This is a genomic window from Pseudomonas sp. LBUM1661, from assembly GCF_059695925.1.
Genome location: NZ_CP166794.1, coordinates 1242472 through 1258063 on the forward strand (window position 1 = coordinate 1242472; position 15592 = coordinate 1258063).

Consider the following 15592-nt stretch of genomic DNA (forward strand, 5'->3'; position numbering starts at 1 on the left):
GCTCCTACAGGTCTGTGGTGAGCTAGCGGACGGCGCTGACACCGTCGAGTGTCGAGAACGATGTGTCCTTGGCCGTCAGCAAAAAGTCGCGCATGTACGGCGCATCCAGCATGTCGGCGCGGATCCCGGCATACAGCGTCGCAAACAATCCTTTCTCACCCAGACGCTTGCCCTTCACGTAACCCCGTGAGCTGTATTCATGCAGCGCCCAGTGCGGCATGCCGCAGACGCCGCGACCGCTGGCCACCAACTGCATCATCATCACCGTCAGTTCCGAAGTGCGGACCTGGGCCGGTTCGATGTCGGCCGGTTCGAGGAAGCGGGTGAAGATGTCCAGCCGATCACGCTCCACCGGGTAAGTGATCAGGGTTTCGGTGAGCAAATCTTCGGGAACGATGTAGGCCTTGTTCGCCAAACGGTGCTGGTTCGCCACCGCGAGCATCGCTTCGTAGGTGAACAACGGCACGTAAGTGATCCCGGCCAGTTCCAGCGGATCGGACGTCACCACCAGGTCCAGATCGCCCCGGGCCAGGGCCGGCAGCGGGGCGAAGGAGAACCCCGACGCCAGGTCCAGCTCGACTTCCGGCCAGGCATCGCGGAACTGGTCGATGGTTGGCATCAGCCACTGAAAGCAACTGTGGCACTCGATTGCCATGTGCAAGCGCCCGGCGGTGCCACCGGCCAGCCGCGCGATGTCGCGCTCGGCGCCACGCAGCAGCGGCAACGTGGCATCGGCCAGTTGCAGCAGGCGCAAACCGGCGCTGGTGAAACGCACCGGTTTGGTCTTGCGCACGAACAGTTGCATGCCCATGCGTTCCTCAAGTTCCTTGAACTGATGGGACAGGGCCGACTGGGTCAGGTGCAGGCGGTCAGCCGCATCCACCAGGCTATCGGCTTCACGCAAGGCGTGCAGGGTCTTCAAGTGACGGATTTCAAGCACCGGGGTCTCCATGAGGAAAACTTGTGATCAACACGAAAAGGTTGAGTTTGTCTCATGTTGAGTGGGCTGTCGATAATGGCGCCATCTTTTACAGGGAGGAAACTCACCATGGCCTTGGCCCACACCCTCGGTTTTCCACGCATCGGCGCTGACCGCGAACTGAAAAAAGCCCTCGAATCCTACTGGAAGGGCGATCTCGATCAGGACGCGCTGAACAGCGTCGGCCGCCAATTGCGCGCCACTCACTGGCAATTGCAGAAAGATGCCGGTATCGACCTGCTGCCCGTGGGCGATTTCGCCTGGTACGACCAGGTCCTGACCCATTCCTTGACCTTCGGTGTGATTCCCGAGCGATTCGACAGCGCCAAGGACCAACGCGGCCTGCCGACCCTCGACACCCTGTTCGCCATGGCCCGGGGCGCCACGGCGACCTGCGGCGGCGGGGACCACGCCAAGGCGCAATACGCCCAGGAACTGACCAAGTGGTTCGACACCAACTACCACTACCTGGTCCCGGAATTCAGCGCTGACCAACAGTTCAAGCTGAGCTGGGAACAACTGTTTGATGAGGTCGACGAAGCCAAGGCCCTGGGCCACACCGTCAAACCGGTGATCATCGGCCCGCTGACTTACCTGTGGCTGGGCAAGGCCAAAGGCAACGACTTCGACAAGCTCGACCTGCTGGAACGCCTGCTACCGATCTATGGTGAAATCCTCGGTCGTCTCGCCGCTCAAGGCGTGGAGTGGGTGCAGATCGACGAACCGATCCTGACCCTCGACCTGCCGCAGGAATGGAAGAACGCCTTCGAACGCGCTTACCACATCCTTCAATATTCGCCGCTGAAAAAACTGGTAGCGACCTACTTCAGTGGTTTGCAAGACAACCTTGGATTGGCCGTCGGCCTGCCGGTGCAAGGTCTGCACATCGATGCAGTGCGCGCCCCCGACCAATTGCTGCACGTGCTCGATCGCCTGCCGACCTACAAGGTTCTCTCGGTGGGCCTGGTCAACGGTCGCAACGTTTGGCGTTGTGAGCTGGAGCCGGTGCTGGCCCAGCTGCAATTTGCCCAGGAACGCTTTGGCGACAACCTGTGGGTCAGCAGTTCCTGTTCGCTGCTGCACAGCCCGGTGGACCTGGAGCGCGAAGACAAACTCGATCCGGAACTGAAAAGCTGGCTGGCCTTTGCCGTGCAAAAGTGCGGCGAAATCGCCGTGCTGCGCGATGCCCTGAACGACCCTCAAGCGCCGAAAGTGCGAGCCGCCCTGGCCGAAAGCCGCGCCATTCAGGTCAGCCGCGCCGAGTCGCCACGCATCCACAAAGCCGAGGTGCAGGCGCGTATCGCTGCTATCGGTGCAGCGGACAGCCAACGTCAATCGCCGTTTGCCAAACGCATCGAGCAACAACGCGCACGCTTGCAACTGCCGGCATTCCCGACCACCACCATCGGCTCGTTCCCGCAGACCGGTTCGATCCGTCTGGCGCGCCAGGCCTTCAAGCAAGGCAAGCTGTCGGCCAACGATTACACCGATGCCATGCACCACGAAATCCGCCACGCCGTGCAAATCCAGGAACGCCTGGGTCTGGACGTACTGGTGCACGGTGAAGCCGAACGCAACGACATGGTCGAGTACTTCGCCGAGCAACTCGACGGCTACCTGTTCACCCGGTTTGGTTGGGTGCAGAGCTACGGTTCCCGTTGCGTGAAACCGGCGATCATCTACGGCGACCTCAGCCGCCCGAAAGCCATGACCGTCGATTGGATCACCTACGCCCAGAACCAGACTGACAAAGTCATGAAAGGCATGCTCACCGGTCCCGTGACCATGCTGATGTGGTCGTTCCCGCGTGAAGACGTGTCGCGCAAAATCCAGGCGCAGCAACTGGCGTTGGCCTTGCGTGACGAAGTGCTCGACCTGGAAAGCGCCGGCATCAAGATCGTGCAGATTGACGAAGCCGCGTTCCGCGAAGGCTTGCCGCTGCGCCGGGCGCAATGGCAGGAATACCTGGATTGGGCGGTGGAAGCCTTCCGCTTGACCGCCAGCGGTGTGCGTGACGAAACCCAGATCCACACCCACATGTGCTACAGCGAATTCAACGACGTGATCGAGGCCATCGCCGCAATGGATGCCGACGTGATCACCATCGAAACCTCGCGTTCGGACATGGAGTTGCTGGAGGCGTTTGAAGCCTTCGACTACCCGAACGACATCGGCCCGGGCGTCTACGACATCCACTCGCCACGAGTGCCGGACACCGCCGAGATGGTCAAGTTGATGAGCAAAGCGGTGAAGCGCATTCCCGCCGAACGCTTGTGGGTCAACCCGGACTGCGGCCTGAAAACCCGTGCCTGGCCGGAAACCGAAGCGGCACTGGTCAACATGGTCGCGGCAGCCCGTCAGCTACGCAGCCAACTGGCCTGATCCCCAATCCCTGTAGGAGCGAGCTCGCTCCTTCAGGGTTTTGCGGTGTTCAGAGCGCGGAAAAGTGTTGGATCCCCAGCGGTTTGCCGATGTCTCCACGCCAGATCGATTCAACCTGAGCACCACTACTGGCCTGGGCCTGTTGCCATTGCAGGCCCAGGTTGCGTTGCTCGGGCAACTTCAAATGACCTTTGACGAACTCGTTGAACGCAGGCTTGGCCGAGGTGTAGTGAAAGTGCGCATACCATAAGGGTTGGGCCGTTTCTCCGCGCAGATCGCGCACTTCATACTCCTGCAAAAAATCCCTGCGCCCGTCCGCGCGCTTGCCCAAATCCCGCAGCCCGCCTTCCTTGCGGATATCCACAACCTGTTGGCCCAGCAGATAGTCCAGATAGCCCTCGGTCGGGGTTTTGCTGTTCATGCTTTGATCAATTCGCAGCGTGCGCCCGATACGCAAAAAATCATCCGCCCGGCCACGCAATTGCAGCGCAACCGGCTCCGTCGGCGACAGCCGTTCGATGGCCTGGGCGCGCATGGTCAACTCCGCGGCTTCGCTGCTCATCATGTGCTCCAGGTCGACGGGCAGCATGTTTTGCCGCGCATAACCTTCGACTTGATTTTTATACGCATCGACGCCAGCCAGTCTTTTGCGGGCTTCCGTCAGCAGCGGCGTGACATCGGTCGGCAGTTGCGGTTGCGCGGAACCCACCGGCTCACTGAGGTGGTACTTGCCGCTGGAGCGAGGCAGCCAGGTTTCCGTGCGGCCGTCGACACCCTCAATGGTGAAGCGCTTTTGCCGGGTCGCGGCATCGGTACTGGCAACCCCGATCAGCAGTTGATTGTCTTCGGTTTCGAAAAGTTGTTTGCCACTGGCGCGTTCCCCCGGTGTGTTGGCGGGGCGATTCCTGATGGCTTGGCGGGCGAAGTCCTCCACCTTCTCCAGGTTGTCGAGAAACGCCGCGACCTGTTCCAGATCCAGATGCTGCGGATAACCCAGGGCCCACGCGCTGAGGTTGCGGCGGAACTCGGCATACGTGGCCAGGCAGTCTTCGAGCACTTTGTTGCGTTGGGTGAAGCTGGCGCGCACTTCCGGCAGATGATGCTGGGTCAGCAAGGCGCGTCCGACCTGGGTGCGCGTCTTCTTCATCTGCACATGAAAGTAAACCCAGGACAGATCGGTGACGGCTTCATAGTGAGTGATGATTTCCAGCTCGTGCGCCGTTTTCAGGTAGTAATAATTGGCATCGCTGAACTTGTCGCTCAGGTTCGCGATGTCTTCGGCCATCTTCGATTTTTGCGCGCGATTGGTGATCCGGCGATTCCAGCGATGAGCCTCCTGGACCGTCTCATGCAGTTGATCGAAGTCCTTGAGGAAGTCTTTGCGTACCTCCTTGCGTTGCGCCATCAGACGCAAGTGCGCGGCCGTATGAGTGGCCGGTGTGGTATCAGAACGGGCAATCAGTTGGTCGATACGATTGAGGTGTTCCACCAGAAGATCTTTGGTCAGCATCACTCGGCGTATCGAGCGGTCGACGATTATCCAGGCGCAGCGACTTTGAATGTCTTCGATCATGGTGCGCTTTCGGCCATGGCTGAACGGCATCAGTTCTTCCAGGTTCAGGTACTGGTTTTGTGCAATCTCGATGTCGTTCGCGCAGGCCAGATCAACACGGGCTCGCTCGGGTTGGCGTTGACCGGGTTCCAGGGCGAAGTACTGCTCCAGTGCGGCATTGGTGCTGCGAGTCTGGGTGTCGAGTCGCCGGGAGTACGCATCGGCGGTGTGGGTCAGGGTCAATTGGCGACGCAGGGCACGATCGGTCCACCAGCGCGGCAACCAACGGCGAATCGCGGCGGGCCACAGCGGGTCCAGCCCGTCGGCCATGTGCCCGAGCACCGCGCCGCCACCGACGCCGCCACCCTCGATCACGGTGCCGTACACCGCGTAGTGGGTATTCCAGTTTCCAGCCTCATCAAGGGCGATCGGTTGTTTGTACGGGCGCGCCCAAGTGCCGTGCAGACGCCAATGCCGTGCATCGCTGCTCAGATCAATGCGATAGAGGCGTCCCTGGCTGATCATGAAGTTACCTTCGGCGTGTCGATAGACATTGCGATAGACCCCGTGAATCTCCGGTTGCAGGCCGGCGAGGGAAATCTCGTGCTCGTATTCGTAGCCTCTGAAACGATCGAGGGTGTGCCGGGCCTGTTGTTGCGTTGACGCCTGCAAGGCCCCGGCGCTTTTGGCCACGGTGCGCAATTGACGATGGCGCGTGGCGGTGCGAGCAGCACTCGGCGTTGCGGCGACGCCGGGCAACACATCCATCGCCGCGTCAATCAAGGACAACAGCACCGCTTCAACTTCGGCCAGACCATGACCGACCTGCCCACGCAGGAACGCGGCAACCGCCAGATTGGCGCTGCCCCAGGCGTCGTACAACGCCACGGCAGTCCCCACGAACGGCACCATGCCGAAGGCCATTTTCAGGTAGTTGAACATGGCGCCGGACTGCAACGCGACGTGCTCAAGGAGCAAGGCATCGTTGGACCGCGACGTCGCGCGATGGGCTTCGAGCAAACGGCCCATGTGCACATTGAGCAGGTGTGCCGCCAATGAGGTAGTCGCGGGCCAGGCCATACCTGTGCCAATCAGGGCGTCGAAGTTTTTCAACAGGGCTTGATTGATCCGGCTGACGTGCCGGGCGATATCACCGGTCAACGCGCGGTCGGCCAGGTAGTTGACCATTCGTGTGTGCAGACACAAGTTGAACAGGGCGTTGCGCGCCTCTTCGAGGCTGTCGTACTGGCGCAGGAATTGATCGTCGGGGCTGTCGGGCAAGTAGAGCAGGGTCAGGCCGCTGACCTGCTCCTCAATGAAGGTCACGCCGGCCAACGTGCTGGGTCCCTGGTTTTGCGTGTCTTCGCCGCCCACGGTCAGGTGCGCCGGCAGCAGCACGATTCGCTTGCCACTGGTCGCGTAGGCTTCGCGACTATGGGCCTCGATGGCGATTTGCAGCACGTGCAGGCCATCGGCGCTGATCTGTCGTTGCAACAGGGCGAACTCGCCTTGCAGCTGGAGCATCAGGCGCCACGGTTCGCTCAGGCATTCGCGCCGGTATTCATTGCTGAAGGTCGATGCAGTCGAGGTACCGAGGAAGGTCTCGCGGATCAGCGTTTCATACTTGCCGGACAGGTCCAGCTCGGTGACCAGCGTGCGCAGCCAGGGTTGAGTGATGGCGGTTTTGATCTTGTGGTGTTGCGTCTGGTCAGCGCCGCTGATCTCGACTTGCATGAACGACAGTCGCCACCACATCCCTTGATCGATGTTGCTTTGCGCCAGTTCGGCCAGTGACAGCGTGCTGCGCTGTTGACTGGCGATCAGCACATTTTGCTGCGGCGTGCCCGGCGCGGCGCTGTCAGTCACGACTTTCTGCCAGGTGGTTGAATCGGGCACATCCAGCAGCACCTCCACGCTGTGCGTGAGGCCGAATTCCAGACGCAGGCGGGCATCGATGGCTTTTTGGCTGAAGGCTTCCCGCGCGGGTAGCTCGCGCTCAAGCATGTCATGGGAACGCTGCATCGCCCGGATATAGGACTTGAACAACCCCGTGAATCGCTCGCGTTGCGCGCCGGACGGTGCGTCGAGCCACGATGGCAATTGACCTGCCAGCGCGCTGCTGCGATTTTGCTCGACGATCTGCGCGTAAGCCCGTTCCCTGGCGGCGGCGATGGGCACAGTCAAGCGGGCGAGGGTCTTTTCCCTCAGGTTATCCAGCCCCGCCGCACGCTGGCTGATATGGGACGGAAGGGGATTGTCGGTGATCAGTCGGGTTGCCTGTTGTTCGCAGGTGTAGAGCTGGGCCTGCAACGCGTATTCGAACGGGTCGCCGGTCAGTGCCGAGAAGTGCAATGCACGGGTCGGGTCATTGGCCGCCAGTTTGAACAGCGTCTGCTCCAGCGCCTGACGTGAGGAGAAACGTTGCAGGCCACCGAAGCGTCCGGGCCAGTAGAGCAACAGAGACTGGGTCGACGTTGGCAGCAACGCAGACGGCTGGGCAAATACCAGCACACCGTCCAGTTCCTGGGTTTGCGTGCGGGTGGTTTCGCCCTCGGTGTCGGTGGCCGACAGCGTCAGCCGGGCGACGACCCGCTCTTGTGGGCGGGTTTGAGTGGGGGCATCGAGCACGCTTGTCAGCCATTGATGCTCATCGCTGCTGATCTGCTTCAGGCTCAATTGCAGCTCGGCCTCGGCGCGCAGCCCGCTCAGGCGTGCCTGGTACAGCTCGGCGTAGTGCGGGTTTGGCTGGTGACGCAGCTCCAGCATCTTCAGCGCGTCGGTCTGCAACAGCGCGGTTGCGGCGGCGCTGCTGGCCTGTTCGGCGGTTGCGAGCGTGTCGAGTTGCTGTTGCAGCCGTTGCAGGCGCGGGTCGTTGGGGGCGCCTTGAAAGTCCGGGCCGAGCAGGCTCTCCAACGCCATTTGCTGTTGCGCCAGGGCACTGTGCCGCATGCCCAATGGAATGTCCGGGGTCAGCAGGCCGAAGGGTGCACTGTTGTCGTTCGTATCCGCCATCGGCAGGTCGGGCGGCGGGGCAAAAACCGTTGCGTTGCGTTGCCGGTCCAACGGCGCGATGGACAAGCGCGACAGCAGCGATTCGGCAGCGGTGTGCAGAATGGGCTTGGCGAGGGCCGTGTAGCCGACGCCGGGGGTGTCTGTTTCGAGCCGGGATTGGCCGAGCAACGGCGGCTGATGTGCGATCAGCCAGCGCTCCAATGCGTCACGGGTTTCAAAGGTGCTCCAGGCCGGTTGCCCTGAAGGCAGGTACAACAATCGCGCTGCCGGCCGGGGTGAATCGAGGCCGATGACCAATGCCCCCGACAGCTCGACCCGCCGACCCTCCGTGGTCGTTAGCGCGGGTTGGCTGACCTGGATGTCGGGCTGCCCTTCCGACAGGGCTGGATCGATGAGCGCCTGCAGCGCTTTGATCTGTGCGCCGCTCAGGTTGCCCTGGGCGAAAGCCACTTGGCTCGAGGCCTCGAAATGCTGACGGTACAAGCGGGCCGCCTGGGCCCGGCGTGAAAGGTCGGTGCCATGCGCACGTGCGCTCCACCAGTTGGCATCGAGTGGCGACTGCGGGTTCTGCGCCATGAGTTCGAGCCATTGCTCGCGGCAATCATTGCCGCGCGCCGAAGTGCTCAGGAGCAGGCTTTGATCCGGGTTGGGAGCCAAAGAGTGGACGAGGCCAAAGTCGGCCGGCAGGGGCGTGGGTTCGTCGAGCATGGCGACGGGTCTCCAAGGGGGCAAGGGCCGGGCTTTGCCGGCGTCCGGGCCATTAGAGGTCAGTCTTGGGAAGGGGTGGCGGTACATAGTTATCGCGTTGTGCCGTTTCAATAGTCGATGACCGCTCGGCACTCTTCATCAAACTGTCATGGAACTGTGGCAGCGCGCTTGAACAAACTTCATCAGACTCGCGCTCTACTGGGGTTCTGCGTTTTGGTGTTTCTTCATGCGTGCTTTTTGTTTATCAACAGTCTTTTTCATGGCCACGTTGTTGTTCGGCCCGCCGTCTTTCGCGGCCTCTCGTTGTGATGTCAATGTTCCGACCGAACGGGTCGATCTGGCGCAGGTGAGCCTGGCGTACCAGAGTATCGGCCGTGCGTCGGACCCGGCGCTGTTGCTGGTGATGGGCCTGGGCGGGCAGTTGATTCACTGGCCGGACGAGGTGGTGGTCGCGTTGTGTCAGCAGGGTTTTCGGGTGATTCGCTATGACAATCGCGATGTCGGCCTCTCGACCTGGCGGCAAGCGCCGGTCGATGCCAACCTGACCTTCGAAGTGTTGCGCTACAAGCTCGGTTTGCCGGTGTCGGCGCCGTATACCCTGACGGATATGGCTGATGATGGCTTCGGGTTGATGGACGCGTTGCACGTCGAGCAGTTCCACGTGCTGGGCGCCAGCATGGGCGGGATGATTGCCCAACATATGGCGGCGATGGCGCCGCAGCGGGTCGAGAGCCTGACCTTGATCATGACCACTTCGGGGGCCGAGGGCTTGCCGGCGCCCAGTGCGGCGTTGGTGCAGTTGCTGTCACGCCGTGGGGCGCCGAATCGTGAAGTGGCCCTGGAGCAGCAGGCTGATCTGCTGGCGGCGCTGGGCAGCCCGACGGTGAGTGATGATCGGCAGGCGTTGTTGCATCAGGCGGCGCTGTCTTATGACCGGGCGTTCAACCCTGAGGGGGTGAAGCGGCAGATCATGGCGATTCTTGCCGAGCCGAGTCGGGTGGCGTTGCTGAATCAATTGCGGGTGCCGACGCTGGTGGTGCATGGCACGGCTGATCCGTTGTTGCCGGTGATGCATGGGGTGCATTTGGCGGCGCATATCCGCGGTAGTCAGTTGAGGTTGATTCCGGGGTTGGCGCATCGATTCCAGGAGGCGTTCAAGGCGCCGTTGCTGGCGGCGGTGTTGCCGTATTTGCAGGCTCATCGTGAAGACACTTCGCATTGGGCGCAGATTGATTCTGTGGCTGAGCATAATCTGCTGTAACACCATAAATCCCTGTGGGAGATGGCTTGCCTGCGATGGCGGCCTGATAGCCGACCATGTTCTTTCAGGTGTACATATCCATTGCTGCGGTAACGGCCACTTACGGTTTCGCCCTTACGGCGACTCACTTTTTTGACAAACGCCTCAAAAAAGTAAGCAAAAAAAGGCTTGCCCCAGCGTCCGGCCCCTCGCTGGGGCTCGGCGTTCCTTCGCTCCGGTATTCATCTGGGCGCATCGCCTCCGGTCTGCTTCGCGACGACCTCCTCTCGATGTGTTCGACTGCGTCGAACGGCGCTACGCGCCTGCCCCCAGATGAACACCTCCACTCAGCCTCCCGACGGGGCGGGTGGTTCAAGATCAAAAGCAGGCGAGCTAACGCTCGGCCTGATGAGTGGTGAAGAGCGGCGGGTGTGCCCTGTTTTTGCCTTTGTAGGAGCGAGGCTTGCCCGCGAAGGCGGCCTTCGACCCGACCCATTCCCCGCAGCTGTACTCAGTTCAACTGTGGGAGCGAGCCTGCTCGCGAAGAGGTCGTCACATCCAACATCAATGTCGCCTGACAGCGCGCTTTCGCGAGCAAGCCCGCTCCCACAAGTGATCTGCTGCGCACTCAGGTCTGTCGGTGTATCGTTCGAACTTTCCGGCGTGTTTCAGTCTGCGAGGTGTGTGATGAGTGCCCCCTTGAAAATCGATTTCGTCAGCGATGTGTCCTGCCCCTGGTGTGTCGTTGGCCTGTATGGCCTGACTCGGGCCTTGGAGCTGTTGGGTGACGAGGTCCAGGCCGAGATCCGTTTTCAGCCGTTCGAGCTGAACCCGAAGATGGGCCCCGAAGGGCAGAACATCACTGAACACATCATCGAGAAGTACGGCTCGACGCCAGAGCAATCGCAGAAGAATCGCGAGATGATCCGCGCACGTGGCGCCGAGGTCGGGTTTGCCTTTCGCACGGACGGCAACAGCCGCATTTACAACACCTTCGATGCTCACCGTTTGTTGTACTGGGCGGGGCTGGAAGGGTTGCAGTTCAATCTGAAGGAGGCGTTGTTCAAGGCGTATTTCACCGACGGCGGCAATCCGTCCGATCACCGTCAGTTGGTGCAGATTGCCGAAAGCGTCGGGTTGGATCGGCAACGGGCCGAGGCGATTCTGGCGTCCGACGAGTTCGCCAAAGAGGTGCTGGACGAAGAGCAATTGTGGCTGTCCCGTGGGGTGAGTTCGGTGCCGACGGTGGTGTTCAACGGGCAGTACGCGGTCAGTGGCGGGCAGCCGGTGGAAACGTTTGTCGCCGCGATTCGGCAGATCATGAGTGAAGCGAAAGGCGGCACGGTAAGCTGAACCCCTTGAGTTGATCGTTCCCACGCAGAGTGGGAACGATCATCTGCTGCGGTCAGCGCACAATCTTGTCCACGTGAATCCCCAGTTTTTTCAGCCGATACCAGAAGCTGCGCTCGGAAATTCCGATCAGCTGCGCCGCCGCGGCCTGCACACCGTTGCTTTGTTGCAGGGCCGCCAGGATGTAGGCCTTCTCGACTTCCGCCAGCGCCGCTTCCAGGTCCGAAGGCACGTTGCTGCCCTCGCTGAAAATCGCGCCACTATCGGCGGGCCGTGAGGCAAACAGATAGGCCGGCAGGTCATCGTCTTCGATCACCGCCCCCGAAGCGACGATGGTCGCGCGCTCCACGCAGTTCTGCAGTTCGCGAATGTTCCCCGGCCACGAGTAATTGGCCATGGCCTGCAATGCCGCCGGGCTGAAACCGGTGATGCGTTTGCCCGCCGTGGCGCCCAGGGTGTGGGCGAAATGTCGGGCCAGCGGGGCGATGTCTTCGACCCGTTCACGCAGGGCGGGCAGGGGAATCGGGAACACGTTGAGGCGATAGTACAGGTCTTCGCGAAACTCCTTGTTGGCCACCGCCTCCAGCAGGTTTTTGTTAGTCGCGGCGATCACCCGCACATCGACCTTGCGCTCGCGTGGGTCGCCCACCGGTTCGATCACTCGTTCCTGCAACGCCCGCAGGATTTTCGCCTGCAAGGCCAGCGGCATCTCGCCGATTTCATCAAGGAACAGCGTGCCCTTGTCGGCCTGCAGGAAACGCCCGACCCGATCCGCCACGGCGCCGGTGAACGCGCCTTTGCGGTGGCCGAACATTTCGCTTTCCAGCAACCCTTCTGGGATCGCCGCACAGTTCACCGCGACAAACGGTTTGTCCGCGCGATTACCGTGTTTGTGGATCGCCCGGGCGACCATTTCCTTACCCGTGCCGCTTTCGCCGGTCAGCAGAATCGTCGCGTTGCTTTCGCGCACTGAATCGATCGCGTGCAGCACCCGCCGAAAGCTCGGGCTGTCGCCGATCAGGCTGTCGATCTGCTGGTGCTCGTCGAGTTCGGCGCGCATGCGCTGGTTGTCTTTGAGGATGTCGCGAAATTGCAGGGCTTTGCTGACGGTGATGTCCAGTTCGTCGATGTCGAAGGGCTTGGCGATGTAGTCGAAGGCGCCGTTGCGCATCGACTGCACGGCGTTTTTCACGGTGCTGTAGGCCGTCATGACGATCACCGGCAACTGCGGAAACCGTGTTTTGATTTCCGCCAGCAATTGCGGGCCGTCCATGCCGGGCATGCGCCAGTCGCTGATCACAAGGTCGATGTCTTCGCACTCCAGCACCTTGAGCGCATGCAGGCCATTGCCGGCGGTGAACACCACAATGCCGTTCTGACTCAGTGCCGAGGCCAGCAGGTCGCAGAGCTTGGGCTCGTCGTCGACCACCAGTACGTTATGTGTCATCGCTGCCCTCGTCGAAGTCTGCACCGTTGGCCGGAATGTACAGGGTGAAGGTGGCCCCGGCGTCTTTTTCGCTGACGCACTCGATGCGTCCGTCATGACTCTCCATGATCGAGAAGACCTTGGCCAGACCCAGCCCGGTGCCCGACGCCTTGGTGGTGACGAACGGCGTAAAAATCCGTTCGAGCATGTCCGGTTCGATGCCTTGGCCGGTGTCGGAAAAGCTGATGACGGTGAACGACGCATCGCTGCTGATCGCCACGGTCAGGCGTCCGCCGTCGGGCATCGCGTCGATGGCGTTGACGATCAGGTTCAGGCCAGCCTGCTTGAGTTGCCGAGCGTCGGCATACAGGGTCGCGGCGGGGGCCTGATCGTCGATGCGCACATCGATGTTGTGGCTGGCCAGTTCCGGGGCGCAAAAGCCGATCAATTCATCCACCAGCGGCCGCGCCAGCTGTGTCGAACGCATCGGCGCGCTGGGTTTGGCGAAATCGAGGAATTCGGTAATCAGGTCGTTGATGCGGCTGACTTCACTGACCACGTATTCCAGATGACGCTTGTCGGTCTCGGGCAAATCGGCGCGCCGGTGGAGTAATTGCGTGGCGGTCTTGATGATGCCCAGCGGGTTGCGGATTTCATGGGCCAGGCCCATGGCGACTTCACCCAGCGCATGCAGGCGGTCGCGGCGGCGCAGTTGCGATTCCAGGTGTTGCAACTCGCCGAGGCGTTCGCTCATGTGGTTGAAGGTGCTGCTCAATTCCGCCAGTTCGTCGCCGCCAGTGACCGCCAGGCGTTGGCGGTAATCCCCGGCGATTACCGCTTGCACGCCTTTGGAGAGTTCGCGCAATGGCTGGGTCAGGCGCTGTGACACCAGCCAGCCCACCGCCAGTGACGCGGCCGAGCTGAGCAGGAAAATCAGGATGAACAGGTTGCTCTGGTTCACCAGCCCGACCAGGCTGGTGTGGCGCAGCAGACCACTGAAAATCACCCCTTGCAACTCGCCGTTTTCGTTGAGAATCGGTCGGTAGATACCGCTGTAGCGGTTGGTGAATTGCTCGATCGGCTGCTTGGTGTTGCGCAGGATCTGTTCGATTTTTTCCGGCACGGCCGCCGGATGATCCTCGAATCGCTGGGTGGAAAAAATCTCCGAGAAGTCATCGGCCTTGGCCAGGTAGAGGCGCAGGTCGAGGGAATGCACATCGGCCACGCTGGTGAGGAAACTGCTGTCGAGGTAGGTCGCAATCACCAGTTTGTAATCGACACCGTCCTGATCGGTCTCGAAGGTCGAGACCACCGTGCCGGTGGCGACGCCGCCGACTTGCAAGGTCTGCAACACGGCTTTGGGGGCGGTGCTGATCTGGCGGACGATGTCGTCGGTGGCGGTGCTGAACAGCACTTTGTGGTCGCTGTTGCGCACCAGCGCGACCACGTCGATGCCCATGGCTTCGGCGATGTCGGTGGTCAGTTTGTCGCGTTGACTCGATTGTTCATCGGTTGGCGGGCGCGTATAGCGCAGGAGCAACTGTGCGACCCGGGCGTTATCGCGCAGGATCTCGGTGATTTCGTCCTCGACGATCTTGGTTGATTCCTGCAGCCAGATCCGTACGTTGCTGTCGAAAATCCGGGACAGGGTGGCGGCCGCCAGTTCGGCGGCGATCATCGTCGGAATCACGCTGACCAGCCAGAAGGCCAGCACCAGCTTGCGCTGCAGGCTCCAGCCGGAAAGGGCGAAAGGTCGGGCGTTGGCGTGTCGGTCTCTGGTCATCATGCTTCGCTTATTGCAGCAGCCATGGCAGGGTCGGATCGGTCCGGGCGGATAAACATGTTCAGCCCTCGCAACAGGCCGTCGAGTACGCGGTTGCGATGGCGGAAAAACACGGTGTTGCCGGTAAACGAGCAACCCAGGCGCAGCTTACTGGCATAGCCGGCCTGACCGCACGCGTAGATCGGGATACCGTGTTCAATACAGTAGCCGACATTGGCCAGCCAGCTGCGAACGTACAGGTTGTGCTCGCGGGTCTGGCTCAGGTCGTGGGCGAAAAACTTGTCCACCAGTCGCTGCTCATCCAGCAGCACCAGGTTGAACGCCACCAGTTCATCGCCGAGCCAATACAGCACGCAAGCGGCTCGCTCGTCGAGCTGTTCCAGGACTTGGCGGAAATAGGCGGGCGGCAAACGTTCGAAGGTCAGGTCGCTGCGGGCGAGGGTGGCGTCGTAGAGCGGCATCATCCGCGGCAGCAGGTCATCAACAGAGCGTCGCCACTCGATCCTCGGACCTTGCCCGCGCAACGTGCGGCGCAGGTCTTTGCGGGTGGATTTGCCGAGGGTGCCGAGGTAGGCGTCCACGGAGCCAAAACTGATCGGCAGTTCCGCGCTGGGCAGGCCGGGCATGCTTTGCAGACCGGCCTCATGACAGACCTGCAACCATTGCGCATCACGATGTGAGGCATCCTTGACCGCGAGCAGGCCGATACCGGCCTGATCGGCATCGTTGCGCGCCAGGGTCAACAGTCGCTCGAGCAGGACCGGGCGCCGGGCGGGTTCGATGTGTCGGGCCGTTCCGACATGGCATTGCTCGGCCACCGGAGAACCGAGGGCGTAGAGGCGCACCTCGAGCAGGCCAGGCCACCAGCGGCGCAAGCGTTCGCTGACGCGTTTGCCTAACCCTTGAACCGTGGTGTCCAGCGCATAGGCGGTGGTGAACGCCACCGCTGCGGCGACCAGCACCTGCTCTTCATACAGCGCCAGATAGCGCCACTGAAAATCGGCAATGCCCGCCTGTTCAACGGCCCGGTAGTAATCCCAGTCCTCCAGTTCGGCGGGGAAACAGGCATTCCAGGCACTGCGGTCGATGGCCTCGATCGTTGAAAAGGCAAGGGCTGCGATCACATCGTTTCCTTAAAATTACTCACCACTGCGGCCGTC

At 61.5% G+C, this 15592-nt stretch carries 8 protein-coding genes; 3 read left to right on the top strand and 5 right to left on the bottom strand.

Going from position 1 to position 15592, the window contains the following annotated elements; all coding sequences use genetic code 11:
- Nucleotides 1-22 precede the first annotated feature (22 nt).
- The gene (gene metR, locus ACA057_RS05570) at nt 23-940 is read right to left on the bottom strand and encodes a transcriptional regulator MetR (RefSeq protein ID WP_497346581.1); all 918 of its coding nucleotides are present in this window, start codon (nt 938-940) and stop codon (nt 23-25) included.
- A 108-nt stretch (nt 941-1048) separates the two neighbouring features.
- Between metR and metE the strand changes: the two genes are divergently transcribed.
- Nucleotides 1049-3361 carry a 5-methyltetrahydropteroyltriglutamate--homocysteine S-methyltransferase gene (gene metE / locus ACA057_RS05575; RefSeq protein WP_497346583.1) on the top strand — a complete coding sequence of 771 codons (2313 nt, stop codon included), beginning with the start codon at nt 1049-1051 and terminating at the stop codon, nt 3359-3361.
- 49 nt (nt 3362-3410) lie between these two features.
- On the opposite strand, the gene ACA057_RS05580 is transcribed toward metE, so the two are convergent.
- Nucleotides 3411-8633, bottom strand: a complete 5223-nt coding sequence (locus ACA057_RS05580; protein WP_497346585.1) for a dermonecrotic toxin domain-containing protein — start codon at nt 8631-8633, stop codon at nt 3411-3413.
- Between the two features lie 226 nt (nt 8634-8859).
- On the opposite strand from ACA057_RS05580, the gene ACA057_RS05585 reads away from it, so the two are divergent.
- Nucleotides 8860-9894, top strand: a complete 1035-nt coding sequence (locus ACA057_RS05585) for an alpha/beta fold hydrolase (protein ID WP_497346587.1) — start codon at nt 8860-8862, stop codon at nt 9892-9894.
- Nucleotides 9895-10560: 666 nt separating this feature from the next.
- The gene (locus ACA057_RS05590) at nt 10561-11226 is read left to right on the top strand and encodes a DsbA family oxidoreductase (RefSeq protein ID WP_497346589.1); all 666 of its coding nucleotides are present in this window, start codon (nt 10561-10563) and stop codon (nt 11224-11226) included.
- A 52-nt stretch (nt 11227-11278) separates the two neighbouring features.
- On the opposite strand, the gene ACA057_RS05595 is transcribed toward ACA057_RS05590, so the two are convergent.
- From ACA057_RS05595 to ACA057_RS05605, 3 genes are read right to left on the bottom strand one after another with little or no spacing between them, the layout of a single operon-like run.
- A complete protein-coding gene (locus ACA057_RS05595; protein ID WP_401360757.1) occupies nt 11279-12670 on the bottom strand; it encodes a sigma-54-dependent transcriptional regulator in 1392 nt (463 codons plus the stop codon).
- Entirely contained in the window at nt 12660-14432 is a 1773-nt protein-coding gene (locus ACA057_RS05600) for a sensor histidine kinase (protein WP_497349814.1), read from the bottom strand. The genes ACA057_RS05595 and ACA057_RS05600 overlap by 11 nt, the downstream gene beginning before the upstream one ends.
- On the bottom strand, nt 14432-15556 hold the full coding sequence (locus tag ACA057_RS05605; protein ID WP_497346591.1) for a GNAT family N-acetyltransferase: 1125 nt from the start codon (nt 15554-15556) through the stop codon (nt 14432-14434). Before ACA057_RS05605 ends, ACA057_RS05600 begins: the two co-directional genes overlap by 1 nt.
- Nucleotides 15557-15592 lie beyond the last annotated feature (36 nt).